Source organism: Kitasatospora sp. MMS16-BH015, from assembly GCF_002943525.1.
Taxonomy (GTDB): Bacteria; Actinomycetota; Actinomycetes; order Streptomycetales; family Streptomycetaceae; genus Kitasatospora.
In genome coordinates, this window is the sequence record NZ_CP025394.1 from 757,295 (window position 1) to 780,703 (window position 23,409).

The window sequence follows — 23,409 nt, forward strand, 5'->3', positions numbered from 1 at the left end:
ACCTCACGCGGCGTGAGGGTGGAAGGTGGAGCCATGAACGAGCGATCGAGCTGGCGGGTGGGCGCACTCGCCGAGGCCAGCGGCCTGACCGTACGTACCTTGCACCACTGGGACGAGATCGGGCTGCTCAAGCCCTCCGGCCGCACCTCGGCCGGGCACCGCGAGTACGACGAGGCCGACCTGGTCCGGCTCTACCAGGTGCTCACCCTGCGCGGGCTCGGCCTCGGCCTGGAGTCGATCTCCACCTGCCTGGACGCCGGGGTGGACCCGGTCCGGCTGGTCGACGAGCACCTGGCCGGGGTCGAGCGGGCCATCGCCGAGGCCGGCGCCCTGCGGGACCGGCTGGCCCACGTGCAGGCGGAGTTGGCCGCGCAGCGCCGGCCCGGGGTGGACGCGCTGCTCGGGGTGCTCGGCGCGATGCGGGCCACCGCCCCGGTGGAGGTGCTCCGGCGCCACCTGGACGAGGACCAGCTCACCGCCCTGCGGGAGGGCGCGGCGGCGGTCGGGCCCGCCGCGCACTACCTGCTCCAGGTCGAGTGGCCCGAGCTCTACCGCCGGGCGGAGGCCCTGCGCACCGCCGGGGCCGCCCCGGACGACACCCGGGTGCTCCGCCTGGTCCGCCGGATGGACGAGCTCTCCGCCCTCTTCAACGGCGGCGACCGCCCGCTCTCCGGCGCCGTCCGCCAGGCCTGGCGCGCCGACCCCGCCGCCCTCTCCGGCCACCCCGAGGCCCCCGCCGACCAGTGGCGCACCCTCGCCGACTTCCTCGACGCCGCCCGCGCCACCCTCACCCCGAAGGAGCCCCGCCCGTGAACACCCCCACCCGCCTGCGCATCGCCACCCTCGGCACCCTCCCCACCCTCCTGGTCGCCCTCCTCGCCCTCCTCCCCCTCACCGCCACCGGCCTCACCCCCTGGCCCGTCCTCCCGGCCGTGGTCCTCTCCCTGGCTGTCCAGGTGGCGATCACCCACCTCCGCCTCTGCCGACGCCGCTAGGCCTTCTTCGGGCCCGGGGTGCCGAGTTGGGTGGAGAGCCAGGGGAGGGCCTCGGCGAAGGCGGTGGCGGCGAACTGCCAGGTGTGGGCGCCGGGGCCCGAGGTGACGTGGGTGGCGATGCCGTCCTTGCGGGCCGCGGCGTCGAGTTGGTGGGCCTGCTTGAGGTGGGCGGCCTCCTGGTCACCGCTCTCGAACCAGCCGGAGACGCCCTTGTAGTGGTGGCGGTGCTGGCCGAGCACGGTGAGCGGGTCGTGGGCCGCCCAGGCCGCCGCGTCGCCGCCGTAGAGCTTGTCGATGGTCTGCTGCTTGTCGCCGGTGTTGGGGCCGATGTCGCCCGAGATGTCCTCGAAGTGGGCGAAGGTCTCGGGGTGTTCGACCGCGAGGTCGACGGCGCAGGTGCCGCCCATCGACCAGCCGACCACGCCCCACTTGTGCGGGTCGGTGGCGGTGCCGAAGGTCTTCTCCACGTACGGGGGCACGTCCTTGACCAGGTGGTCCTCGGCGTGGCCGGCCGGGCCGTCCACGCACTCGGTGTCCACCCGGAACCCGCCCGTCGCGTCCGCGAAGACCAGCACCGGCGCGAAGCCGTGGTGCGCGGCGGCGAAGGCGTCCACCGTCTTGACCGCGCTGCCGGCCCGCACCCAGTTGTCGGGGGCGGAGAACTCGCCGCCGATCATCTCGATCACCGGCAGCTTGGGCCGGTGGGTGGAGCGGAACCAGGCGGGCGGCAGGTAGACCAGTTCGGGGCGGTGGGCGAAGCCGCTGGCGGTGTCGGGGATGTCCACCTGGACGATCCGGCCGGTGGTGGTGCGGCCCGTCAGGCTGCCCAGCTGGGCCAGGGTGACCTGCTGGGGCAGCGGGTCACCGGAGAGGCTGCCGACGGCGTCCGCCACGGTCGGGAAGTAGCCGGTGGAGACGTTGAGCGCGTTGGCGCCGGAGACCACCGCGAGCAGCGCGGCGACCGGGGCCAGCACCCGCCGCCACCAGCCGGCCCCGCGCCAGCCGAGGCCAAGGGCGAGCAGCGCGGCGAAGGCCGCCGCGAGCCAGCCCCAGAGCTGCCAGGGCACCGGATCGGTGACCCCGGCCAGGTGCACCCAGACCGCCGCCCCGGCGGTGAGCAGCATGGCCGCCCCGACCACCCAGGGCAGCCGCCCGCCCCGCCGCCGCCCGAGCACGCCGAGCAGCGCGAGGGCGGCGGCGGCCTGCACGCCCCAGGGGAACCAGCCGTCCAGCAGCGACACGTTCATCCGGCGAGCGTAGCCAGCCGCCGCCCGCCGGACCGAGCATTCGCACAGCTCTGCGACAGCCCTGTGACAGAGCCGCGCGGCAGCTACGAGGAGCGGGTCAGCCGGTGGTCGGGGTCGTGCATCTCGCCGACCAGCTCCTCCAGCACGTCCTCCAGGGTGACCAGGCCGAGCTGGGTGCCGTCCGGGCCGGTGACCACGGCCAGGTGGGAGGCCGCGCGCCGCATCGCGGCGAGGGCGTCGTCCAGCGGGAGGGTGCCGCGCAGCACGGTGACCGGGCGGCGCAGGCGGGCGGCCATCGGGGCGTCCGGGTCCTCGGCCTCCAGGGTGTCCTTGATGTGCAGGAAGCCGAGCACGGTGCCCTCGGGGTCGACCACCGGGAAGCGCGAGAAGCCGGTCCGCACGGCGAGCCGCTCCACGTCCCGGGCGGTGGCCGCGGCACCGACGGTGACCAGCTGTTCGGGCTTCAGCAGCACCTCGGTGACCGGCCGGTGGCCGAGTTCGAGGGCGTCCTCCAGCCGCTCCTGGCGCTGTTCGTCGAGCAGGCCGGCCTCGTGCGAGTCGCTGAGCAGGTGCAGCAGCTGCTCGGTGGTGAAGACCGACTCCACCTCGTCCTTGGGCTCCACCCGGAAGAGCTTGAGGATCCCGTTGGCGAAGGCGTTCAGCGCGCTGATCACCGGGCCGAGCAGCCGGGCCAGCCGGTCCAGCGGCGGGCCGAGCCAGAGCGCGGCCTTCTCCGGGCCGGCCAGCGCGATGTTCTTGGGCACCATCTCGCCGATCACCATGTGCAGGAAGACGACCAGCGCGAGCGCCAGCGCGTACCCGAGCGGGTGGATCAGCCCGTCCGGCAGGCCCATCGCGTGGAACGGGCCCTCCAGCAGGTGGGCGATGGTCGGCTCGGCCAGGGCGCCCAGCAGCAGCGAGCAGACGGTGATGCCCAGCTGCGCGGCGGCCAGCATCGAGGAGACGTTGGCCAGCGCGTGCAGCACGGTGCGGGCCCGCTTGTGGCCGGCCTCGGCCAGCGGCTCGATCTGGCTGCGCCGCACCGAGATCACGGCGAATTCGGCGCCGACGAAGAAGGCGTTGCCCAGCAGGAGCAGCAGCGAGGCCGCCAGCTGGAGTGCGGCGGTCATCGGGCCTGGTCCTCTTCGCTCGGGCCGGAGCCGTGGCCACGGCCGCGGTCGCGGTCGTGCTCGGAGCCGGGGACGTCGTTCTCGTTCAGGTCGCGTTCGATCAGCACCCGGGTGGTGCGGTGGCGCTCCACCCCGAGCACGGTGAACCGCCAACCGGGCAGCCCGGCCTGTTCGCCGCGCTCGGGCAGCTTGCCGAGCAGGTCGGCCAGCAGTCCGGCCAGGGTCTCGTACGGGCCCTCGGGGGCGTGCAGGCCGATGGCCTCCAGCTGGTCGGTCCGGGTGCGGCCGTCGGCCTCCCAGACCGGGTGGCCGTCCACCGGGGGCAGGGCGCGCAGGTCGGGGTTCTCGCGCGGGTCGTGCTCGTCCTGCACCTCGCCGACGATCTCCTCGACGATGTCCTCCAGGGTGGCCACCCCGGCGGTGCCGCCGTACTCGTCCACCACGATGGCCATCGGCTGCTCGTGCCGCAGCCGGTCGAGCAGCCGCTCGGCGGGCAGCGTCTCGGGCACCAGCAGCGGCGCGGCGGCCAGCTCCCGCACCCGCACGGTGGTGCGGAGTTCGGGGGCGACGGCGAGCGCGTCCTTGAGCGTGACGGTGCCGCTGACCTCGTCCAGGCTGTGGCCGTACACCGGGAAGCGGGAGAGGCCGGTGGCCCGGCAGAGGTTGAGCACGTCGGCGGCGCTGGCGTCGCGCTGCAGCGCGGCCACGTCCACCCGGGGGGTCATCACGCTCTCGGCGGTGAGCTCGCCCAGGCCCAGGGTGCGGACGAAGAGCGTCGCCGACTCCTCGTCTATGGCGCCGGCCTTGGCGGAGTGCCGGGCCAGTGCGACCAGCTCCTCGGGGGTGCGGGCGTGCGCCAGCTCCTCGGCGGGCTCCAGGCCGAGCGCCCGGACGATCCGGTCGGCGGCGCCGTTCAGGAAGGTGATCAGCGGGCGGCAGGCCGCGGAGAACAGCCGCTGCGGGCCGACCACGGCGCGGGCCACCTGGAGCGGGCGCGAGATCGCCCAGTTCTTCGGGACGAGCTCGCCGATCACCATCTGCACCACGGTGGCCAGCACCATGCCGGTCACCACACTGACCCCGGTGGCGGCCGAGGCCGGCACGCCGAGGCCGGTGAGCACCGGGTCGAGCAGCACCGAGAGCGCGGGCTCGGCGAGCATGCCGACCACCAGCGAGGTGACGGTGATGCCGAGCTGGGCGCCGGAGAGCTGGAAGGAGAGCCGCTTGAGCGCCTTGCGGACGCTCTGCGCCCGCCGGTCCCCCGCCGCGGCGGCGCGGTCGACGGCGCCGCGGTCGACCGTCACGAGGGCGAACTCGGCGGCCACGAACAGTCCGTTGGCGAGGATGAGCAGCACGGCCGCGAGGAGCAGCAACCAGGCGGTGGTCACAGGGCCGCCTGCCTTCCGTGACCGGGGAGTTCGCCTGGGGCGGCTCCGCCGGGAGGGTGCGAGACGGCGCGGGTACTACCGGATGGATCGTCCATCGAGGGGAGGTGTCACTCCTCTGGTCGCGGGTGGGCGGCGGCCGGTTCGTCCGGCGCGGCCGGGGCAGGGCCCTTTGCCCCGCCTTTACCAGCCTAGATGATAACCGCGCCGTTCCCGGGGCGCCGGGCCGCCCCGCCCCGCTACATCAACCCGCTCGGCGGACGCACCCGCAGCTGGTCGGCCAGCCGGTGCACCTGCTCGGGCAGCCGGTGCACCTGTTCGGGCAGGCGCTGCACCCGGGCCGGGCCGTCGATCGCCACCCCGCGCGGCAGCCGGCGGCCGTCCGGCGATTCCCGCAGGTCGGTGACCCGGCCCTCGGGGTAGCGTCGGCGCAGCTCCGGCTCGCGGTACCGGCCGACCTCGGCGTGCCACTTCTCGATCCCGCTCATCCAGTTCTCCAGGGTCTCCACGTACTCGGCCAGCCCGGCCCGGGCTGCGGGGTTCAACTCAGCCGCCACCAGCGGCAGTTCCTCCGCCACCAGGTGCTCGAACTGCTGCATCCGGGAGGTCATCAGATCGTTCACCACGGCCACCGCGTGCTCCTTGTCGGTGTCGAAGAAGGTGCGGATCACGGTGACCATGTTGTGCAGCTCACCCTCGTACTCGGTCTCCTTCTGGTACGAGTACAGATCGTTCATCAGCATCGCGAAGTCCATCGCGGCGGCCTCCAGCGAGCGCACGGTGGAGGTCTGGAACACCTCCGGCGGCACCACCCCCTCCCGGGCGATCTGCGCCAGCGAGGTGGTCATGTCCGCCCCGAAGGTCTTGCGCCGCATCTCCAGGTAGTCCACCGGGTCCGGCACCCGGTGCGCGACCAGGTTGCCGAACTCCCACCACCAGCTCTCGACCAGCTGGTCGCAGGCCCAGCGGAACCTGGCCCGCTGCTCCCGGGTCATCCCGGCCGTGGTGCGCCGCCAGAGGTCGTCCACCCCGCGCTCCGAGGCCCCGACCGGGGCCTCGCCGGGCTCGCCGTCCACCGGCATGAAGAGCTTCATCCGGTCGATGTAGCGCTTGAGCCCGACCGCGTCGCCGGTCTCGGCGAAGTGCGGGGAGAGGTCGTCCACGTAGGTGCCCCAGGTGAGCCAGCCGGTGGTGATCGCCAGCTCCTCGGGGGTGCCCTCGGGCTGCAGCCCGACCGAGCAGAGCGCGAAGTCGAAGTCCGCCAGGTCCTGTTCGGTCCAGTACCCGTCGTCGAAGGCCGGCCCGGGCGCGGTCAGGCCGAGCCGGCGGCTCCACTCCAGGTTCTCCGCCCGGGCCCGGGCCAGGTGGGGGCTGGTCCGCGCCGGGTAGGGCTGGTGGAAGGCCGGCAGCCGCGTCGGCCCGACCTGCTCGAACCGCCGGAAGGCGTAGGACCGTTCGCGCGGCCCGCCGCCCCAGCCGAGCCGCCGCAGCCACGCGCCGGCGCCGGGCCCGCCCGGCCCGGGCGGGAGCCGACTCGCCGCGCCCGCCTCGGGCTTCATGTACCGGCTGGAGCGCAGGTGCCACTCGTGGCCGCCGCTCTGCCAGTCGGTGAGCCCCTGCGCGTAGGCCAGCACCCGGGCCCGCTCGGCCGGGTCCAGCGCGAACTCCTCGAACATCGGCCCCAGTTCGGTCAGCGCCGTGTGCTCGAACTGCTGCATCCGCGAGGTCAGCAGGTCGTTGACCACCTCGGCGGCCCGCTGGGTGTCGTAGTCGAAGAACCTCTCCACCACCAGCACGCCGTTGCTGAGTTCACCCTCCGCCACCACCTCGCGCTGGTAGCTGAACAGGTCGTTGCGCAGGTGCACCCCGTCCGAGAACGCCTCCTTGAGCACCCGCACCGGCCGCAACTCCGACACCTGAGGCGGAAGTTCGGTGGCCAGCGAGTACTCGACCAGATCGGCCGACCAGGGCGCGCCGCCGACCTTGCGCCGCATCTCGATGTACTCCACCGGGTTGGCCACCCGGCCGGCGTCGATGTTGTACAGCTCCCACATGCACTCCTGGAGCAGGTCGTACGTGGACCGGTGGAACCGCTCCCGCCACGGCCCGGACATGGCCGGCGCCGTCCGCCGCCACAGGTCCGCGAGCCCGGCCTCCACCGGGTTGGTGGGCTCGGGCACGGCGGTGCCGTCCAGCGGCATGAAGAGCGGCAGCCGGGCCAGGTACTCCCTGGCCCCGGCCAGGTCACCGGTCTGCTTGAAGTACTTCAGGAAGTGGTCGTCGAAGAAGAACACCCACACGTACCAGTCGGTCACCGTCTCCAGGGCCTCCGGGGAGGCGTCCGGGTGGGTGTAGGCACACATCAACGGGTAGTCGTGGGCGTCCAGTTCGGCCTCGTCCCAGACCCCGGAGCCCTCCAGCATGCCCATCCGCCGGGCCCAGGGCGTGCTGTGCGCCCGGGCGCGGTCGAGGTGCGGGTTGAGGCGGGCCCGGTACGGCATGTAGAACTCGGGCAGGACGAAGGGCTGCTGCATCGCTCCGGCTCCCCCGGGTCAGGAGTCGGCCACGTGGGAGACGTTGACGTTCTCCAGGATGCCCACCGCGTCCGGCACCAGGATGGCGGCCGAGTAGTAGGCGCTGACCAGGTACGAGATCACGGCCTGGTCGTTGATGCCCATGAAGCGCACGTTCATCCCGGGCAGGTACTCGTCCGGCAGCCCGGTCTGGTGCAGGCCCACCACGCCCTCGTTCTCCTCCCCGGTGCGCAGCACCAGCACCGAGCTGGTCTGCTCCTTGGAGATCGGGATCTTGCTGCACGGAAAGATCGGCACCCCGCGCCAGCTCTGGATCTTCTGCCCCTGCACCTCCACCGGGTCCGGGTAGAGGCCGCGCCTGCTGCACTCCCGGCCGAAGGCGGCGATGGTCCGCGGGTGCGCCAGGAAGAACTGCGAGCCGCGGCGGCGGCAGAGCAGCTCGTCCATGTCGTCCGGGGTCGGCGCGCCGCTGTACGGGTGGATCCGCTGGTCGTAGTCGGTGTTGTGCAGCAGGCCGAAATCCCGGTTGTTGATCAGCTCGTCCTCCTGCCGCTCCCTCAACGCCTCGATGGTCAGCCGCAGTTGCTGCTCGGTCTGGTTCATCGGCTGGTTGTAGAGGTCGGCCACCCGGGAGTGGATCCGCAGCACCGTCTGGGCCACGCTCAGCTCGTACTCGCGCGGGTCGATCTCGTAGTCCACGTACGTGCCGGGCAGCCGGGCCTCGCCGTGGTGGCCGGCCGAGAGCGCGATCTCCAGCGCGCCGCGCCGCTCCGCCTCCAGGTACCGCTGGAAGTGCTCGGCCAGCGCCGGGGTGCGGCTCATCACCTGGTTGAACCGCTCGCGGGTGAGCGTCATCAGCACGCAGGGCACGGCGGCCCGGGTGGTCTCCTTCCAGAGGCTGTCCGGCGCGGGGTGGTGGCCGAAGTGGTCGCCGTCGGAGAGCGTGCCGAGCACCGTCAACTCCCCGTACTGGCCGACCCCGAGGCGCTGCACCCGGCCGTGCGCGATCAGGAAGATCCGGTCCACCGGGGTGCCCGCGCGGGCGATCACCGCACCGGTCTCGTACTCCACCTGGTCGAACAGCCCGGCCAGTTCGTCGAGCAGCGCACCGTCGGGGTAGTCGCGCAGCACGCCGAGCCCGCGCAGGCCCTGCGGGATCACCCGCACCTGCGAACCGGTCTTCACGAAGCCGATCCGGTCGTCGCCGTCGTCGTAGGACACCTTGCGGTTGACGCGGTAGGTACCACCCGAGATCTGCACCCACGGCAGCATCTTCACCAGCCAGCGGGCGGTGATGCCCTGCATCTGCGGCGGGGTCTTGGTGGTGGTCGCCAGGGTGCGGGCGGCGGCGGTGCTCAGGCTCTGACGGACGGCCGCCGGCTCGGCGGGCCCGGCGGGGTGAGTCGCTTCGGTGGTCTCCACGGACATGGGGCGATCCCCTCTGAGGGTCGGTGCGGGGGCCGGCTGAGCCAAGTCTTTCGTGGGCCCCCCACCCGGTCGACGCCCCACCGGGCGCGGTGTGTTGAACGCGACACCGCGTTGAACGCCGCCACCCGCGCACGGCCCGTTCCCGCTCGCCCCGGGCTGGCGGGAACGGGCTCCGGCTCAGTGCCAGTAGTGGTCCGGGTAGGTGCCGCACGGCCACTGGACCACCGGCGCGCCGGGCGCGGTGCTCGCCCCCGGCAGGGCCAGGCACTCACGGCTGTCGTAGTTCACGATCTGCATCCTCCCGGCCGGGTTGACCACGAAGGCCCAGTAGTGGTCCGCCCACCCGCCGCAGGGCCACTGGATCACCTGGGCGCCGGCGGCCGTGCTGGCCCCCGGCAGCGCCAGGCACTGGCCGCTGGTGTAGTTCTGCAGGTGGTACCAGTAGTAACCCAGGTCACTGAACTGGTAGTTCGCGGTCCAGTACTGCTCGTTGCCGGTGCCGCAGGGCGACTGGACGAGCTGCGCCCCGAGCGTGCTGCTCGCCCCCGGCAGGGTGAGGCACTGGAGACTGTTGTCGTTGGTGAGGTGGTTGTAGATGCCGTTCAGGCCCACGTTCGCCCGCACCGCACCCGCCTCGGCCGCACCCGACCCCGCCGTACCCGACCCCGCCGTGCCGGCACCCTTGGCCGCGAAGTACTGCCGCAGCTGGTCCGGAGAGAGCGAGACCGAGCCCCGGAGCGCACCGTGCGCCACCGCGCCGTGCACCACCGCGGTGGGCCCGGCCGCCACCGGCGCCTGCGCGGCGGCGGTGCCGGCGGCACCGAACCCGCAGATCAAGGCCGTGGCCACCGCCACCGCTGCGCGGACCCGACGGCCCGTCGACAGAGCGTTGGACTTCAAGACAGCTCTCCTGTCAGTGGAGGGAAAAGTGACTGTGCATCGACCGACCGTGCGCCGACGGATCGTTCGTCGGCCACGGCTCGACGGCACCCGGAAGGCCGGCCGCACGCCAGGCGCCTTCCGCCGCATTGAGCACCATGAAGTTATCGGGCGCGCCACCGAATTTCCAAGACACTTGTTCCGGCCACCGACGGCCGAATTCACCCGGCCATAATGCCGCGCATTCCCGCACCCATAACACCGGCCAATTCCGTTCCGTTACCCGCCAGTTCGAATTCCCCGGCGCCACCCCGGAAGTCCACCGGCTGCGCACCCCGCCACCACCCCGGGCTCCCGGCTCCACCCTCCCCACGGCCGGAATCCGCACCCGTGCGCCGGCCCCGTCCCCTAACCTGCTCGGCATGCCCGAACAGACCGCGCCCCTCCGCCGTGACGACAGCCCCCAGGAAGGCCACCGCCTCGACCTGCGCCGTACCTTCGACGAGGACGCCGAGCTGTACGACCGCGCCAGACCCGGCTACCCGGCCGAGCTCTACCGCGACCTCGCCGAGCTGGCCGGAGCCGTCCCGGGCAGTCGGGTGCTCGAACTCGGCTGCGGCACGGGCCAGGCCACCCTCCCGCTGGTCGCCCAGGGGTGCCGCCTCACCGCCGTCGAGGCCGGCCTGCGGATGGCCGCCGTCGCCCGTCGCCACCTCGCCGCCCAGCCCGCTCCGCCGGCGGGCCCGGCCGAGGTGGTCACCTCCGACTTCGAGAGCTGGCCGCTGCCGGCCGCACCCTTCGACGCCGTGGTCTCCGCCACCGCCTTCCACTGGATCGACCCGGCGGTCCGCGTCACCAAGTCCGCCGACGCCCTCCGGCCGGGCGGAGCCCTGGCCGTGGTCCGCACCCAGCACGTCCGGGGCGGCACCGAGGAGTTCTTCCGCGAGGTCCAGCGCTGCTACGAACGCTTCGCCCCCGCCACCCCGCCCGGCCTCCAACCTCCCGTCGCCGACTCGATCCACGGCACCGACCACGCCGAGGAGGTGGCCCGCAGCGGCCGCTTCGCCCCCACCGTCTTCCGCCGCTACGAGCGCGATCTCACCTACACCACCGCCGAGTACCTCGACCTACTGCTCACCTACTCCAACCACCGCGCCCTCCCCACCCCCGCCCGCGACGGCCTGCTCACCGCCATCGCCACCCTGATCGACACCAGGTACGAGGGCCGGGTAACCAAGCGCTACCTCACCGAGCTCGGCATCTCCCACCGCCACTGACCCGCTGCGCCCCCACGGGCGCCCCACCCCCACCCTCCACCCCGAAAATGCCCTCCCGCCCCACCACTCCCTGTGGCAGCATGCCGCCATGATCACCAACGCACCCGCCCCGGCCCCCGCCACGCCCGTCGTCCAGGACGCCGTGCCGATCGTCCTGCCCGCCGGCCGGCTGGCGGCGATGGTGCAGCCCGTCCTCCCGCTCACCGCCGAACACGTGATCCGCCCCTGGCGGGCCGAGGACGCCGCCGCCCTGGTCGCGGCCGCCACCGACCCGGCCATCCGCCAGTGGAACCGCCTGCACGCGCCCGACGAGGCCTCGGCCCGCGCCCGCATCGCCCGCATGCAGGCCCGCTGGCAGTCCGAGGAGGCCGCCATCTGGGCCATCGCCCCCGCCGACGGCCCCGCCATCGGCCTGATCGGCCTCGGCGGACTCGACCTCACCGAGGGCGGCGCCGAGCTCGTCTACTGGCTCCTCCCCGCCGCCCGCGGCCGCGGCCTGGCCCTCACCGCCCTGCGCACCCTCACCCGCTGGGCCCTCGCCGACCTCGGCCTGCACCGCCTCACCCTCTGCCACTCCACCGCCAACCCGGCCTCCTGCCGAGTCGCCGAAAAGGCCGGCTACACCGCCGAGGGCACCCTGCGCAGCGCCCTCCTCCATGCCGACGGCTGGCACGACCAGCACCTCCACGCCTTCGTCCAGGGCGACCCGATCTGACGCCCCGTCGGACGGCGCGGGCCCCGGACCAGGCGTCAGCCCTGGGGCCGCCCGGGCACCCCGCATGGCGGAGCCGCCGGGAGGCGGGTCGGGAGGCCGGCCCGCTCCTCCTCGGTGAAGTCCCGGTAGCCGATGATGCGGCAGAGTTCGGTCTGCCACAGGCTCGGATCCAGGACCAACGGGCCGCCGGGGCCGTCGGAGACCGAGTAGATGAGGGTCCGGCCGTCCCTGGTGGTGTCCATGAAACGGTAGGAGCTTCGGCTCTCGCCGGGCGGTGCGCCGAACTCGTACGAGTCCAGCGGGGCGCGCTGCCCGACCTGGTAGGTCCGGACGGTGTTGTTGGAGGCGAGCAGGTAGCGCCCGTCCTCGTCCAGGAAGGAGGCGACGAACGGGGTGCCCACACTCTCCGAGATGCTCTGCAGCGGGCCGAGTTCGCGGCGCAGCGGGTGTCGCCGCCAGAGCTCGAGGATGGAGCCGCGGCGCAGCAGCGCCATATAGCGGCCGCTGCGGTCGAACTGGACCGAGAGGACGTCGTCGGTGATGCTGATGGTCTCGGCGACCTTGCCGGTGGTGATGTCGACGATACGGACATCGCGGTCGCCCAGGACGATGAGGGCCACCTCGTTCGGCGCCGGGTAGGGGCCGAACATGACATCCAGCTTGCCGGCCGGCAGCAGCGGCATCACGTCGAACCGCGCGAGTTCTCGGCCCGTACGCGGTTCCCAGCGCTGCACCACGCTGCCCGAGACGGTGAGGATCTTCCCCTCGGTGTCGAAGAAGTCGGCGAAACTCCACTTCCAGGCCTCTGCCGGGGGGAAGAGCCGCTCCGGGTCGGCCGGTTCGGGGGCGGGCAGCGGCGGGAAGTCGGCGGCCGTGATCGCGGCGACTTCCCGCAGGGTGGCGGCTTCGCGGACGGAGACCACGTTCTTCCCCTCCTGGTCCGCGAGCAGGGTGCCGTCCCGGCTGAAGCCGGCCGGGTTGGCCTCGGTCGGCTTCCAGTACGGCTTGCGGCGCGCGGCCTCGGCGAGCAGCTTGTCGCTGTCCGCCTCGGCGGCGGGCCGCAGCTGCAGGCCGGACCCATCGGCGAGGATGCTGAGCGTTCGGGTTCCGTCGGGGGTGATCCTCTGCTGACTGACCGACAGGACGGCTGCACCAAGCGGTAGTTCGGTGTGGAAGATCGCCGCGCCGTCCCAGGCGACCTCGTAGAGGCGGCCGGCCGCCTCGGCCAGGGCATGGGTCCCGTAAGTATGGTCGTCCGCGGGGACGGTGGAGATCACCTCCCCCTTGGTCAGATCCACCACCCGGGTGGCACCCATGCCCGACAAGACCACTCGGCTACCGGTCGCGTCGACCGATTCGCTCAGGCACCTGTCCGTCTTGTACTTGCCGTCCTGCTCGGTGAACGGCCGGCCCTGCGGCGCACCGTCGGAGATCCGCAGCAGGCTCACCGTCGACGTGTCGGCGCCGCTGCGACATACGACGGCTGCGGTGCGGTCGGTGGAGAGCTCGAGGTCATCCACCCCCGTGACGACAGTGCGGGTGGCACCGGTGTCCGGTCGTAGGCGAGCAGGCCGCTGTTGTCCTTTCCCCCACCCGTACGGCGCAGTAGCAGGGTCCGGTCGTCCGCGCCGACCCACAACGGCCCGTTGTCACCGCCGCCGTCCTTGGGCGCAGGTGAGGTGCGGATCAGGGCGTCGTGGTCCAGGTCCCACCAGACCAGGTGGTCCAGCACCCGGGCCACGATCCGGGTCCCGTCCACCGACATCGACGGACGCAGGCCCTTGTCGGCTCCGACGGACGCGCCCGGTGCCGCCGGAAGGGGCCGGAGCTGCCCGACCGGCTGCCCGCCCTCGGCGTCGACGTGAAACCACACCGCCTTGCCGTCCTCCTGGAGGTAGGCAGCCCGCCGACCGTCCTCGGAGACCATCGGGTACTGCACCTGGCCGACCGAGGGCACCTGGAAGCTGCGGACGGTGCCGGTGGCGGCATGGACGAAGAGCGTCGCGCGGCCGTCGTAGGAGCTGGCCAGCACCACGTTGCCGTCGCGGCTCGTCACCACGTGGCCGACCGTGCCCAGCAGGCCCGAGACCAGCCTCCCGTCACCGGAGTAGGCGAGGTACGTGCGCAGGAGTTGGTTGCGGGCCTCCTGGGTCGGCGAGGTCCGGTAGGCCGCGATCGCCAGCATGACCGAGCGGGCGGGGTCGCTGGACGCGACGTCCACCGAGGCCTGGGCCAGCGCCCGGGAGGTGGCCATGGACTCCCGGACACTGCTCTCCCGGCGGGACGCCACCAGCAGGGTACTGCTGACCAGGGCGAGGGCGGTCAGGACGGCGACCACGGACACCACGGCTCGGCGACGGCGGGTCCGGGCGCGGCGGTGGGCCCGTACGGCAGCCAGGTGGGCGAGTTCGGCCGCGCTCAGGTCGGCGCTCCGTTCGGTCTCCCACCGCCCGGCGGGATCCGGCAGGGTGATCGCCGGCGGTGCCGTGCGGCCCGACTCCTCCCGGACGGCCAGGTCGCGGCGCAGCGATTCCAGCCATTCCAGGAAGGCACGGTCCTCCGTCACCCAGTGGGCGAGCCGCTCCCAACCGTTGATCAGCGCCTCGTGGGCGAGTTCCACCGTCTCTTCGCCCTCGGCGTTGCGCCCGGTGACCAGCAGGCGGGTGGTCGCGAGCTGCTGGGCGATCCGCCACTCCTCCTCGCCGAGTTCACCGCGCAGGGCCGTACGGCGGGTCGCGGCCGCGGCGCCGATCGGGACGCGGATCAGTCGGGTGAACAGGCGGCGGGCGGCAGCTTCGTCCGCGGCCCGGAGCTGCTCCGCCCACACCTGGTCCGCGTGCGCGCTCAATGCGCCGGTGACACCACCGAGTTCCCGGTAGGCCTGATAGCTCAGCAAGCCGCCGCGCTGGCCCTGCCAGAGCAGGTCGAGGGTGAAGCCGAGCAGTGGCAGAGCACCCGGCTCGGTGCCGGTGTCCTCCAGGATGCGGTCGACCAGGGCGGGTTCGTACCGCACTCCGGGGGTCGCGTCGATCGGGGCGGCCACCACCTCGCGAAGCCGGTCGGGGCCGAGCGGCCCGAGCGCGTGGATGCGCCGGCTGAGGAGCGGGCCCAACCGGGGGTGGGCCAGCACGAGTTCGAGGAAGTCGGCCCGCAGGGTGGTCAGGACACGGACGGTACGCGGCAGCGCCTCGTCGAACAGCACCTCGGCCAGCCCGTCGACGGCGGCGGGGGCGAGGGCCAGCAGCTCCTCGAACTGGTCCACCACCACCAGCAGCCGGTCACAGTCGCGCACCTCCAGCACCCGGGCCACCACGTCGGCCAGTCCGCCGCCGGCCAGCCGCTCCGCCAGCTCGGCGATCCAGGTCAGCCGTCGGGTCTCCGGGGCCTGTGGCAGTCCGGGGTCCAGCAACGGCAGGAGCCCGGCGGCGAGGGCGGTCAGCGGGCTGCTGCCCGAGGCGGGTCGCACCACCACCACCTCGGCACCCGTCGCCCGGAGCAGCGGGACGACCCCGGCCAGGGCCACCGACGACTTCCCGGATCCGGAGGCACCGACGATGCTCACCCACTGCTCGGCGAGCAGCGCCGAGGCCAGCTCCGCGCTCTCGGCCCGCCTGCCGTGGAACAACGCGGCGTCCGCCTCCCGGTACGCGGCCAGCCCGCGGAACGGGGAGGGCGGCAGGGCCAGCTCGCGCAACTCGGGCCAGGCCCGAAGCAGCCCGGCGGTGGGGATCAGATAGCTGACCGGTGGCAGACCCGACTCGGCGACCGCCATCATGCCGACCACGCCGACGAGTTGCTCATCCCAGGCCGGGCCACCACTGAAGCCCCGGGAGACCGGGTAGCCCCGCCCCGCGAGATCGGCCTGCACCCACCCGTGGGCCTGCTCCGCCCGCAGCACACCCGCGTGCCAGACCCCACCCGGGCGGCCGGCCGGGAAACCGAAGGCGCGGACGGGGTGCTCCCAGACCTCCTCCGCCTCGATCAGCCGCACCGGCCGGCCACCGGGCAGCGGGACCTCCAACCGCAGCACCGCCACGTCCCCACCGCCGGACACCCGGGCCGGCAGCCAGCGTTCGACGCTCGCGGCCACGCCCGCACCGTCCGCATCGGCGACAGCCCGCAACGGCAGATCCACCTCCAGCCGGGCGGCAGTCGCCGGCCGCTCCTGCGGCCGCAGCCCGAGGGCCGCCGACACCACGTGCGCACAGGTCAACGCCAGGTCCGGAGCGACCAGGAAGCCCAACCCCACCGCCTCGCCCCGACCGTCCCGCACCCGCAGCACCGCCGAGTTGAGGGCCTTCGGGCCGATCCCCTCGGCCGGGCTCATGCCGTCGGCTCCGCCTGCGCGGTGCCGGTGGCCGAGGCCGGGCTCTCATCCGACGAGGGGGGTGCCGCCGACGGGCGGTGCCAGGTGAGCGAGACCTTGAAGTTGGCCTGGGCCGCCGTGCTGGAGATGATCACGTCGGCCGCAGCCGAGAGCGACACCCCGAACTCCAGGCCGAGCTCGTCGGGCGCGTGCACCATCCCACGGAAGCCGTCGACGAAGCCCTGCGCGACCGGCCGGATCCCGGCCACCATCTCCCCGAGCGAACGGGTGGCCCGGGCCACCACCTGCCCCGGCCGCGCCACCTGGACCAGCCCGTCCTCGCCGGCCGGCGAGATCTCGACCCGCACCAAGTCCTGCGCCCCGCCGCCGACATCGACGGGCAACTCCACGTGGTACACGACGCCTCCCCCTGAGACCTCCCGGCCCTCCGCCGGGAAGGTCGCGCCCGAACGTACAGCAGCACGCGGAGCGTCGGGTACCGAACACGGAAACGCCCGGCTTGACCCGGCCGGTAGGTTGCGATCATGGACGAACAGAGCGAGCAGCACCACGAACAGGGCGGGACCGGCGCGGGTGGCCGGAGGGCCGACGGCAGTGCCGGGGACACCGACTACGGCCGGATCGGCGCCGGCTACACCGACTACCGGCAGCCGGATCCGCGGATCGCGGCGGCGATCCGGCGGGCCCTCGGGGAGGCGAAGACGGTGCTCAACGTCGGGGCCGGGGCCGGGTCGTACGAGCCCACCGACGCCGAGGTGACGGCGGTGGAGCCCTCCGCCTCGATGCGGGCGCAGCGGCCCGCCCACCTGCCGGCCGCCGTGGACGCGGTGGCGGAGCGGCTGCCGTTCGAGGACGACGCGTTCGACGCCGCGATGACCACCTTCAGCGTGCACCAGTGGAGCGATGTCCGGGCGGGGCTGCGGGAGTTGCGCCGGGTCACCCGAGGGCCAGTGGTGGTCCTGACCTGCGACCCGGCACTGGTACGGGAGTTCTGGCTGTACGAGTACGCGCCGCTGGTGCTGGACACCGAGGCCCGGCGCTACCCGGCCGTCGCCGAGCTGGCCGAGGCGCTCGGCGGGGAGGTGACGGTCGAGCCGGTGGTGATCCCGGCCGACTGCACCGACGGCTTCAACGAGGCGTACTTCGCCCGCCCCGAGCGGCTGTTGGACCCGGGTGCCCGGCAGGCCTGCTCGGCCTGGAGCTTCGTCGAGCCCCAGGTGCGGGAGGAGTACACCGAGCGCCTGGCCGAGGCGATCGCCTCCGGCGCCTGGGATGAGCGGCACGGCGCCCTCCGCGACCTCCCGGGCTACGACGGTTCGCTGGTCCTGGTCCGCGCCCTCCCCTGAGCGGGTCCGAGCCCGTGGCCGGCCCGGTCGGCCGGCCACGGCACCGCCCCGGAACGAGCCGCTCAGACCTGCGCCCGCTCCGCCGCGCTCTGTCAGATGTCGCGCTCCGCCGCGCTCTGTTAGATGTCGCGCTCCGCCGCGAAGTGGCAGGCCGAGTGGTGCAGCGCCTCCCCCGCCATCCCCTCGGGGACGGCGAGCAGCGGTTCCTCCTCGCCGCACCGCGGCTGCGCCTTCCAGCAGCGGGTCCGGAAGCGGCAGCCGGAGGGCGGGTTGGCCGGGGAGGGGAGGTCGCCGGAGAGGATGATCCGCTGCCGGTCCGCCCGGCCGACCGGGTCCGGGACGGGGACGGCGGAGAGCAGGGCCTGGGTGTAGGGGTGGGTCGGGTGCTCGTAGATCTGTTCCTCGGTGCCGATCTCGACCATCTTGCCGAGGTACATCACCCCGACCCGGTCCGAGATGTGGCGGACGATCGAGAGGTCGTGCGCTATGAAGAGGTACGAGAGGTCGAACTCGCTCTGCAGCTGGTCCAGCAGGTTGATCACCTGGGCCTGGACCGAGACGTCCAGCGCGGAGACCGGTTCGTCGCAGATAATGATCTCCGGCTTGAGCGCCAACCCCCGTGCGATGCCGATGCGTTGGCGCTGCCCGCCGGAGAACTGGTGCGGATAGCGGTTGATGTACTCGGGGTTGAGGCCGACCACCGCCAGCAGGTCCTGAACCGCCTTGCGGCGGCTCCCCTTCGGCGCCACCTCCGGATGGATCTCGAACGGTTCGCCGATGATGTCGCCGACCGTCATCCGGGGGTTGAGCGAGGTGTAGGGGTCCTGGAAGACCAGCTGGATGTTGCGGCGCACCGCTTTGAGCGCCCTGCCGCTCAGGCCGGTGATGTCCTGGCCCTTGTAATGCACCTGGCCCGCCGTCGCCCGCTCCAGGTTCATCAGCACCTTGGCGACCGTGGACTTCCCGCAGCCCGACTCGCCGACGAGGCCGAGCGTCTCGCCCCGGTGCAGGTCGAAGGAGATCCCGTCCACCGCCTGCACCGCGCCGATCCGGCGCTTGAAGACGATGCCCTGGGTCAGCGGGAAGTGCTTGACCAGGCCGTCGACCCTCAGGATGGGCTCAGCCACGGTGGGTCTCCTTCCAGAAGTGGCAGGCGCTGTGCCGCCCGGCCAGGCCGATGCCCTCCTCGTCCGACACCGCCTGGAGCAGCGGCAGTTCCTCCCGGCACCGGTCGGCGGCCTGCTCGCAGCGCGGGTTGAACGCGCAACCGGCCGGGATCTGCAGCAGGCTGGGCGGCAGCCCCTGGATGGCGTACAGGTCCTGGCCGCGCTGGTCGAGCCGGGGGATCGAACGGAGCAGGCCCTTGGTGTACGGATGCGCGGGCCGGGCGTACAGCTCGTACACCGGGGCGGTCTCGACGATCCTCCCGGCGTACATCACCGCGATCTTGTCGGCCACGTCCGCCACCACGCCGAGGTCGTGGGTGATCAGGATCAGGCCCATCCGGTACTCGGCCTGCAACTCCGCCAACAGGTCCATCACCTGGGCCTGCACGGTCACGTCGAGCGCCGTGGTGGGCTCGTCCGCGATGATCAGATCCGGCCCGAGGGCCAGCGCCATCGCGATCATGATGCGCTGGCGCATGCCGCCGGAGAACTGGTGCGGGTAGTCGCCCACCCGCTGCCGGGCCGCCGGGATCCGCACCCGGTCCATCAGCTCGACCGCCTTGGCGAGGGAGTCCCGCTTCGACATCCCCTCGTGCACGCGGAAGACCTCGCCGAGCTGCCACCCCACCGAGAAGACCGGGTTGAGCGCGGAGAGCGCGTCCTGGAAGATCATGGCGATCTTCCGGCCCCGGACGGACCGGCGCTGCTCCGCCGGCATGGCGAGCAGGTCCTCGCCCCGGTAGCGCACCTGGCCGCCGGTGATCCGCCCGGGCGGGGTGTCCAGGATGCCCATGATGGCCTGCGCGGTGACCGACTTGCCGGAGCCGGATTCGCCGAGCACCGCCAGCGTCTCGCCCGCGTCCACGCTGTAGCTGACGCCGTTGACGGCCTTGGCGATCCCGTCGCGGGTCTTGAACTCCACCTGCAGGCCGTCGACTTCGAGCAGCGGCGGCCCGGCCGCCGGAGTGTCCTGCACTGACGTGCTCATCGCCCACCCTCTTCCGCCGTCGCCGGCCCAGCCGTCGCCGCCATCACCGTCAACTCCATTCCGGTCACCGGAGCTTGGGGTCGAGGGCGTCGCGCACCCCGTCGCCGACGAAGATGAAGCCGAGCGTGGTCAGCACCACCGCGAGCGAGGGGAGCATCCACATGTAGTCGTCCACGCCGATGAACCCGCGCCCGGCCGCGAGCATGTTGCCCCACTCCGGCACCTCGGGGCTCACGCCGACGCCGAGGAAGGAGAGCGAGGCCTCCGCGACCACCGCCGTGCCGACGTTGAAGGTGCCGTAGATGATCACCGGCGCGATCGAGTTCGGCAGGATGTGCCGGACGATCACCCGCAGGTGCCCGGCCCCCAGCGCCCGCGCGGCGTGCACGTAGTCCATCTCCCGGGCGGAGAGCACCGAACTGCGCAGCAGGCGCGCGACGGTGGCCCAGCCGAAGATCGCGAGCGAGAGCACCACCGGCCAGATGCCGCGGCCGGTCACGGTGATGATGATGATCGCGCCGATCAGCAGCGGGAAGGCGAAGAAGATGTCCGCACCCCGCATCACCACGGTGTCGTAGGCCCGGCCGAAGTACCCGGCCAGCGCACCTAGCACGATGCCGATGATCAGGGTCAGCAGGATGGACACCAGGCCGACGATCACCGCGATCCGCGTCCCGTAGACCACCCGCGAGAGCTGGTCGCGCCCCAGCGCGTCGGTGCCGAACAGGTGGGCGCCGGTGGGGGCTTCGATGGTGTGCATGAGGTCCTGCTTGAGCGGGTCGTAGGGTGCTATCCAGGGCGCGAAGGCCGCCGTCACCAGCAGGGCGACCACCAGCACCAGGCCGAGCAGCGCCAGCCGGTTGGCGGCGAAGCGGTGCCAGACCTCCTGCCACTCCCGGACCACCCGGATCGCGGGCTCGCCGTCCGGTGCCCCGCTCGCCCGTCCGGGCGAGGCGGTCGTCGTCTCGTCAGTCATCTCCGCACGCCCTCAGCTCAGCCGGATTCGGGGGTCGAGCATCGCGTACATCAGGTCGACCACCAGGTTGAGCACCACGAAGATGCCGACGCCCCAGGTGGCCACCCCGACCACGACCGGATTGTTCTGCTGCTGGATCGCGGTGGACATCGCCATCCCCACGCCGTCCCAGTTGAAGATGGTCTCGGTGATGATGGCGCCGCCCAGCAGGCTGCCGAACGAGATGCCGATGTAGGTGACCACCGGGATCACCGAGTTGCGCAGCACGTGCTTGAGCAGCACCTGGCGGCGCGGCACGCCCTTGGCGATGGCGGTCTTCACGTAGTCGGCCCGCAGCACCTCCAGCATCGTGCCGCGCATCAGCCGGGCGACGAGCGCCGCGTCGATGACGGCCAGCGTGATCGCGGGCAGGATCACCTGCACCGGGTCGCTCGCGTCGCCGATCACCGGCACCCACTTGAGCTGCACGGCGAAGAGGTTGAGCAGCAGCATGCCGATCACGAAGGTGGGGAAGCCGACCAGCACGGTGGTGACGAGCGTGACGGCGGTGTCCCAGATCGAGTACCGCCGCAGGGCCGCGAGCGCACCGACCCCGGCGCCGATCAGCACGTCGAAGACGATCGCCGCGACGGCCAGTTTGGAGGTGTTGACCAGCTTCGGGCCGAGGATCTCGGAGACCGGGCGGCGCTGGATGTAGTCCTCGCCCATGTCGCCCTGGGCGAGGTGCCCGATGTACGTGACGTACTGCACGGCCAGCGGCTTGTCGAGCCCGTAGTGCTCGCGCAGCTGCTTGACCACGGCGGGGTCGCGGGCGCGCTCGCTGCCGGCCAGCGAGCCGACCGGGTCGCCCGGGATGACGAACAGGCAGGCGAAGAGGATCAGCGTCGCGCCGAGCAGCACGACGACCATCTGGCCGAGCCTTCGCAGTAGATACCTTCCCATGGTGGTGCCCTCCCTCTGGATCACGGCGAAGTGGCGGCCTCCGCCCCGGCCGCACCACAGGGGCTGCGGTGCGGCCGGGAGCTGCGGAGCAGCGCTACTTCTGCGAGACCTTGGCCAGGGTCGGGTTCTCGTTGAAGTCGTAGGTCAGATTGGCCCACTTCTCGTTGTTGGCGACGCGCTGCTGGCTGCGATTCCAGAGCGGGATGAGCGCCAGGTCGTCGCCGATCGCGATCTTCTCGGCCTGCTGGTACAGCTTGGTGCGCGCGGCCAGGTCCTTGGTGGCGGTGGCCTGGTGGAGCAGCGCGTCGAAGGCCGGGTTGCTGTAGCGGCCGCGGTTGTCGCCCTGGACCTTGTGGGTGACCGGGTCCTCGTTGATCGAGGTGGTGGCCAGCAGCGGGTTCAGGAAGTTGCCCGGGGTCGGGTAGTCGGCGCCCCAGGCGAAGCGGTAGATCCCGGTGGCGTCCGGGCTCTTCTCCTTGTCCAGCAGCTGCGCGAACGGCTTGCCGTCGATCTGCACGTCGAGGCCGAGCACGTCCTTGAGCTGCGCCGCCACGGCCTGCACCCAGGCATCGTGCCCGGCACCGGTGTTGTAGCCGAAGTAGAGCTTGGTGCCCGGGGTCAGCCCGGCCTGGGCGGCGAGCTGCTTGGCCTTCTCCTTGTCCTGCTTGGCGCAGCTGGCGCAGACCCCCTTCTGGTAGGCGTCGGTGAAGACCGGCGGTATCAGCGAGTCGGCCGCGGTGTAGAAGCCCTTGAACACGCCCTGCACGATGGCGTTGCGGTCGATCGCGTAGGAGATCGCCTCCCGCGCCTCCTTGCTCTTCATCGGCCCGTTGGCGAGCATCGGCAGCAGGTAGTTCATGCCGTTGGCGTTCCACTGGTACCAGTCACCCTTGGGGTTGTACGTGGCCTTGGCCGCCGTGAGCTGCTCGGTGGGCATCCGGGCCCAGTCGAACTGGGCCGCCTGGAAGCCCTGGTACTCCAACTGGGCGGCGTTGGTCGCGTTGAGGATGGAGATCTCGACTCGGTCCAGGTGGGCCTTGGTGAGGCCGTAGCCGTCGTTGCGGACCAGCGTGATCTTGCCGTTGTGCTGCCAGGGGCCGTCCATCTTGAACGGGCCGTTGCCGATCGGCTGGTCGTTGTACGCCTTGTTGTCGCCCGCGCCCGCCACCGTCGGCACCGGGCTGAACACGGTGTGGAACGTCCGGACGTCGAACTCGCAGTCGGGGATGGCCATCTTGACCACCAGCGTGGTGGCGTCCGGCGCCGTGAGGCCCCGGAAGCCGGTGGCGTTGCCCGTGTTGAGCTCCTTGAACCCGTCGATCTCACCCAGGTGGTAGGCCACGTCGGAGGCCGTGGCCTTGGCCGCCGCCCGGGTCCAGCCCCGCACGAAGGCCGCCGCGTCCACCGGCTCGCCGTTGCTGAAGGTGGTGCCGCCCTTGATCTTGAACGTCCACTGCGAGCAGTCCACGTTCGGCGTGCGGCTCTCGGCCAGGGCGTTGGAGATCTTGCCGTCGACGGAGACACTGGTGAGCCCGGTGAACAGGTTCTCGGTGACGAGATTGCCCTCGGACTCCTGGGAGTTGTCCGGGTCGATGGCCACGGGCTCGACGATGCCCATCCGGAACGTTCCGCCGTCCTTGGCGGCCGTGCTGGGGTTGGGCTTGGGAGCACTGCCGCCGCAGGCGGACACGGCCAGGGCGGTGGCCGCTGCCACCGCCGTCCACTGCAGCGCCTTGGTGAGCTTCATTCAGCTGCCTCGATTCAGGGCGTGGGAACGAAGTGGCAACCCCGCAGTCCGGCGTTCCGGGCACGCAGGGACGGCAACGTCAGGGCACACCCGCGGAGTTGGCGTTGTGACCGCTGGTACGCGCAGAGCCACTATCGAGCCGTCGACCCCTCCCGTGGAATCGCCCGGTGCATCTCTTTTCAGTTACGCGCATCGGCCAACCCGGGACAATGCTTCGCAAATTCCGGCATTCCGGCCGTGGAATTCGATGATCGGTTTCCCTGATCGTTTCGCGGCGCATTGTCGCTGCTCATACAAGGTGCCGGCCCAACCGGCAGGCCGGCGGCG

At 72.3% G+C, this 23,409-nt stretch carries 19 protein-coding genes; 5 read left to right on the forward strand and 14 right to left on the reverse strand.

From position 1 onward, the window contains the following. Positions 1–33: 33 nt before the first annotated feature. Positions 34–813, forward strand: coding sequence for a MerR family transcriptional regulator (locus CFP65_RS03345; protein WP_104814670.1), 780 nt, complete (start codon positions 34–36; stop codon positions 811–813). Continuing rightward, positions 810–995, forward strand: a complete 186-nt coding sequence (locus CFP65_RS03350) for a hypothetical protein (RefSeq protein ID WP_104814671.1) — start codon at positions 810–812, stop codon at positions 993–995. The genes CFP65_RS03345 and CFP65_RS03350 overlap by 4 nt, the downstream gene beginning before the upstream one ends. On the opposite strand, the gene CFP65_RS03355 is transcribed toward CFP65_RS03350, so the two are convergent. From CFP65_RS03355 to CFP65_RS03380, 6 genes are all read right to left on the reverse strand, one after another. Beyond that, positions 992–2,242: an alpha/beta hydrolase family protein gene (locus CFP65_RS03355; RefSeq protein ID WP_104814672.1), complete on the reverse strand. Its 1,251-nt coding sequence runs from the start codon at positions 2,240–2,242 to the stop codon at positions 992–994. The genes CFP65_RS03350 and CFP65_RS03355 overlap by 4 nt on opposite strands. Before the next feature lie 83 nt (positions 2,243–2,325). Continuing rightward, positions 2,326–3,372, reverse strand: coding sequence for a hemolysin family protein (locus tag CFP65_RS03360; protein WP_104814673.1), 1,047 nt, complete (start codon positions 3,370–3,372; stop codon positions 2,326–2,328). Further along, complete coding sequence (locus CFP65_RS03365) at positions 3,369–4,760, reverse strand: hemolysin family protein (protein ID WP_104814674.1); 1,392 nt, start codon at positions 4,758–4,760, stop codon at positions 3,369–3,371. Before CFP65_RS03365 ends, CFP65_RS03360 begins: the two co-directional genes overlap by 4 nt. A 236-nt stretch (positions 4,761–4,996) precedes the next feature. Next, a complete protein-coding gene (locus tag CFP65_RS03370; protein WP_104814675.1) occupies positions 4,997–7,291 on the reverse strand; it encodes a Geosmin synthase in 2,295 nt (764 codons plus the stop codon). A gap of 18 nt (positions 7,292–7,309) precedes the next feature. After that, positions 7,310–8,719: a family 2B encapsulin nanocompartment shell protein gene (locus CFP65_RS03375; protein WP_104814676.1), complete on the reverse strand. Its 1,410-nt coding sequence runs from the start codon at positions 8,717–8,719 to the stop codon at positions 7,310–7,312. A 177-nt stretch (positions 8,720–8,896) separates the two neighbouring features. Beyond that, on the reverse strand, positions 8,897–9,619 hold the full coding sequence (locus CFP65_RS03380) for an RICIN domain-containing protein (protein ID WP_104814677.1): 723 nt from the start codon (positions 9,617–9,619) through the stop codon (positions 8,897–8,899). 401 nt (positions 9,620–10,020) lie between these two features. Here CFP65_RS03380 and CFP65_RS03385 point away from each other — a divergent pair, with 401 nt between their 5' ends. After that, positions 10,021–10,875, forward strand: a complete 855-nt coding sequence (locus CFP65_RS03385) for a class I SAM-dependent methyltransferase (protein ID WP_104814678.1) — start codon at positions 10,021–10,023, stop codon at positions 10,873–10,875. A gap of 88 nt (positions 10,876–10,963) precedes the next feature. Then, positions 10,964–11,590 carry a GNAT family N-acetyltransferase gene (locus tag CFP65_RS03390; RefSeq protein ID WP_104814679.1) on the forward strand — a complete coding sequence of 209 codons (627 nt, stop codon included), beginning with the start codon at positions 10,964–10,966 and terminating at the stop codon, positions 11,588–11,590. 35 nt (positions 11,591–11,625) lie between these two features. On the opposite strand, the gene CFP65_RS40095 is transcribed toward CFP65_RS03390, so the two are convergent. From CFP65_RS40095 to CFP65_RS38655, 3 genes are read right to left on the reverse strand one after another with little or no spacing between them, the layout of a single operon-like run. Next, complete coding sequence (locus tag CFP65_RS40095; RefSeq protein WP_217368133.1) at positions 11,626–13,110, reverse strand: WD40 repeat domain-containing protein; 1,485 nt, start codon at positions 13,108–13,110, stop codon at positions 11,626–11,628. Next, positions 13,035–15,917, reverse strand: a complete 2,883-nt coding sequence (locus CFP65_RS03400; protein ID WP_104814680.1) for a serine protease — start codon at positions 15,915–15,917, stop codon at positions 13,035–13,037. Before CFP65_RS03400 ends, CFP65_RS40095 begins: the two co-directional genes overlap by 76 nt. Continuing rightward, on the reverse strand, positions 15,914–16,315 hold the full coding sequence (locus CFP65_RS38655; protein ID WP_254552199.1) for a CU044_2847 family protein: 402 nt from the start codon (positions 16,313–16,315) through the stop codon (positions 15,914–15,916). Before CFP65_RS38655 ends, CFP65_RS03400 begins: the two co-directional genes overlap by 4 nt. A gap of 126 nt (positions 16,316–16,441) precedes the next feature. Here CFP65_RS38655 and CFP65_RS03410 point away from each other — a divergent pair, with 126 nt between their 5' ends. Next, entirely contained in the window at positions 16,442–17,263 is an 822-nt protein-coding gene (locus CFP65_RS03410; protein ID WP_104814681.1) for a class I SAM-dependent methyltransferase, read from the forward strand. A 119-nt stretch (positions 17,264–17,382) separates the two neighbouring features. Here CFP65_RS03410 and CFP65_RS03415 read toward each other — a convergent pair whose 3' ends face one another. The 5 genes from CFP65_RS03415 to CFP65_RS03435 all read right to left on the reverse strand — a co-directional run bounded on the left by CFP65_RS03415 (position 17,383) and on the right by CFP65_RS03435 (position 23,082). Further along, positions 17,383–18,390 carry an ABC transporter ATP-binding protein gene (locus CFP65_RS03415; protein ID WP_104814682.1) on the reverse strand — a complete coding sequence of 336 codons (1,008 nt, stop codon included), beginning with the start codon at positions 18,388–18,390 and terminating at the stop codon, positions 17,383–17,385. Beyond that, positions 18,383–19,417, reverse strand: a complete 1,035-nt coding sequence (locus tag CFP65_RS03420; RefSeq protein ID WP_104814683.1) for an ABC transporter ATP-binding protein — start codon at positions 19,415–19,417, stop codon at positions 18,383–18,385. Before CFP65_RS03420 ends, CFP65_RS03415 begins: the two co-directional genes overlap by 8 nt. 64 nt (positions 19,418–19,481) lie before the next feature. Beyond that, a complete protein-coding gene (locus CFP65_RS03425; protein WP_104814684.1) occupies positions 19,482–20,393 on the reverse strand; it encodes an ABC transporter permease in 912 nt (303 codons plus the stop codon). Between the two features lie 12 nt (positions 20,394–20,405). Beyond that, positions 20,406–21,335 carry an ABC transporter permease gene (locus CFP65_RS03430; protein ID WP_104814685.1) on the reverse strand — a complete coding sequence of 310 codons (930 nt, stop codon included), beginning with the start codon at positions 21,333–21,335 and terminating at the stop codon, positions 20,406–20,408. 94 nt (positions 21,336–21,429) lie between these two features. Continuing rightward, positions 21,430–23,082: an ABC transporter substrate-binding protein gene (locus CFP65_RS03435; protein WP_104814686.1), complete on the reverse strand. Its 1,653-nt coding sequence runs from the start codon at positions 23,080–23,082 to the stop codon at positions 21,430–21,432. Positions 23,083–23,409 lie beyond the last annotated feature (327 nt).

What these genes read in the sequence shown, in the direction of transcription:
- CFP65_RS03410 (WP_104814681.1), top strand. Translation starts at nt 16,442, where the DNA reads ATGGACGAACAGAGCGAGCAGCACCACGAACAGGGCGGGACCGGCGCG.
- CFP65_RS03360 (WP_104814673.1), bottom strand. Translation starts at nt 3,372, where the DNA reads ATGACCGCCGCACTCCAGCTGGCGGCCTCGCTGCTGCTCCTGCTGGGC.
- CFP65_RS03425 (WP_104814684.1), bottom strand. Translation starts at nt 20,393, where the DNA reads ATGACTGACGAGACGACGACCGCCTCGCCCGGACGGGCGAGCGGGGCA.
- CFP65_RS03420 (WP_104814683.1), bottom strand. Translation starts at nt 19,417, where the DNA reads ATGAGCACGTCAGTGCAGGACACTCCGGCGGCCGGGCCGCCGCTGCTC.
- CFP65_RS03385 (WP_104814678.1), top strand. Translation starts at nt 10,021, where the DNA reads ATGCCCGAACAGACCGCGCCCCTCCGCCGTGACGACAGCCCCCAGGAA.
- CFP65_RS03345 (WP_104814670.1), top strand. Translation starts at nt 34, where the DNA reads ATGAACGAGCGATCGAGCTGGCGGGTGGGCGCACTCGCCGAGGCCAGC.
- CFP65_RS03370 (WP_104814675.1), bottom strand. Translation starts at nt 7,291, where the DNA reads ATGCAGCAGCCCTTCGTCCTGCCCGAGTTCTACATGCCGTACCGGGCC.
- CFP65_RS03355 (WP_104814672.1), bottom strand. Translation starts at nt 2,242, where the DNA reads ATGAACGTGTCGCTGCTGGACGGCTGGTTCCCCTGGGGCGTGCAGGCC.
- CFP65_RS03430 (WP_104814685.1), bottom strand. Translation starts at nt 21,335, where the DNA reads ATGGGAAGGTATCTACTGCGAAGGCTCGGCCAGATGGTCGTCGTGCTG.
- CFP65_RS03435 (WP_104814686.1), bottom strand. Translation starts at nt 23,082, where the DNA reads ATGAAGCTCACCAAGGCGCTGCAGTGGACGGCGGTGGCAGCGGCCACC.
- CFP65_RS03400 (WP_104814680.1), bottom strand. Translation starts at nt 15,917, where the DNA reads ATGAGCCCGGCCGAGGGGATCGGCCCGAAGGCCCTCAACTCGGCGGTG.
- CFP65_RS03375 (WP_104814676.1), bottom strand. Translation starts at nt 8,719, where the DNA reads ATGTCCGTGGAGACCACCGAAGCGACTCACCCCGCCGGGCCCGCCGAG.
- CFP65_RS03390 (WP_104814679.1), top strand. Translation starts at nt 10,964, where the DNA reads ATGATCACCAACGCACCCGCCCCGGCCCCCGCCACGCCCGTCGTCCAG.